The organism is Pseudomonas sp. AM4(2022) (assembly GCF_036346515.1).
Classification (GTDB): Bacteria; Pseudomonadota; Gammaproteobacteria; order Pseudomonadales; family Pseudomonadaceae; genus Aquipseudomonas; species Aquipseudomonas paracarnis.
In genome coordinates, this window is sequence record NZ_JAOTNW010000055.1 from 1 (window position 1) to 1,423 (window position 1,423).

Below are 1,423 nucleotides of genomic sequence, written 5' to 3' on the forward strand. Positions count from 1 at the left end.
AGCCATCCCTTTCAAGGTCTTTTCGTTTTGGCAGCCTTGATTACCCTGTCCGTTGAAACATGAGCATTCACCGCTGTGCCTTTTACCCATGTCTTGGGTTTGGGCACCTTGGGGCCGCGGGGGCTTTTTGCAACTTGTTTGGGCAGGATGTTCCTGGCCAGTTCCAATAAGCGCTGGGCCAGTTTTTCCGCAGGGATAACGGGAAGATATTCTGACGGCAGCGCGATTTGCATGCCCTCATATCCACTTCTTACTTGAACCGCCAAATGATAGATCGAGGCTTCCCAGCCGTCAGGCTGGGTATCCCGATGAGCTTGCTCGACGCTTCGTTTGAGTACGGCCAGGACGTTGTAGGCCAATACCGCCGTAGTGAACCCGAGCAAGGCAGCCTTCGGGCTGCCAAGGGTTTCGATTTCACTTTCAAGGATTGCTTCCAGTCGCTGGAACATACCTTCGATGCTCCAGCGGCGACGATAGAGTTCTGCGATCTGCTGCGCACTAACGCTCTCTGGCAGATTGCTCCAGAACATCAAATTGTTGTCGCCCGAGTCCGTTGGCGAATGAAGCGTCAGTTCGACACGCCGACATTGGTAACCGCCTCTGACCTGGATGATCTGCTCACGCACAGTGCCCGTTTCCACAGGCACCGGCTCTTGCCACTCACCTTCTTGAATCAAGCGTGGATGCTTGGCTTGCTGACGAATGACAAAGGAGGTTTGGACTTGCTCACAAGCTTCCATAACCGGGAGCGTGCAGTAGAGTCGATCAGCCAACCACACTTGGCCCGGCTCGGCATCAGCCAACAGCGGCAGCACGCAAACACGCTCGCTTGCGTAGGCATCCTCACACGCCTGAAGGTCGATGACCTGATCCAGATCGGGATCGTAGACAACCACCGAAAAACCGGGACGAGCCGCGCCTCGCTCGTGGCGTAAAGCCCCCAGTCGTTTCTCGGTGGATGCCAGGTGATTACCATCCACAACCCGAACCTGCCAGCCTGGCAGCATCGTCGTGCAACCCAGCTCTTTGATGGTTGGTGTCAGGCGTTGTGCGCAGCCCGTGACCAGGGCGCGCAACAGAGCAGGCTCGGTACGACTGATTTTGTCGTAGAGGGCCGCCAAGCTAACAGGAAGATCTTCCAGTTGCCGCGCGGCGGCGTGCAGGGATGGCTTCAAGCCTAATGAAACAAGGGACATCAGCTTGATGATGGTCGAGAACAGCAGTTCACGAGAATACTGCCGTTGCCGATGCTCTTCGAAGACCTGATCGACCCACTCTGGCGCAATGGCCTGCTCCAACGCCAATTTGGCCATAACGCTGGCAGGTGCTTTTTTCTCAAATCGAGCAAGTACATCGGCCCACATCTTTCGGGTATCCCTGACTGAAGTTTCAGAGGATTTTACCTAAGACCTTGAAAGGGATG

General features: G+C 55.5%; 1 protein-coding gene. It reads right to left on the reverse strand.

Annotated elements, in window-relative coordinates; genetic code table 11:
- Window positions 1-11: 11 nt before the first annotated feature.
- The gene (locus ODQ19_RS27910) at window positions 12-1,313 is read right to left on the reverse strand and encodes an IS4 family transposase (RefSeq protein ID WP_116668194.1); all 1,302 of its coding nucleotides are present in this window, start codon (window positions 1,311-1,313) and stop codon (window positions 12-14) included.
- Between the last annotated feature and the right edge of the window lie 110 nt (window positions 1,314-1,423).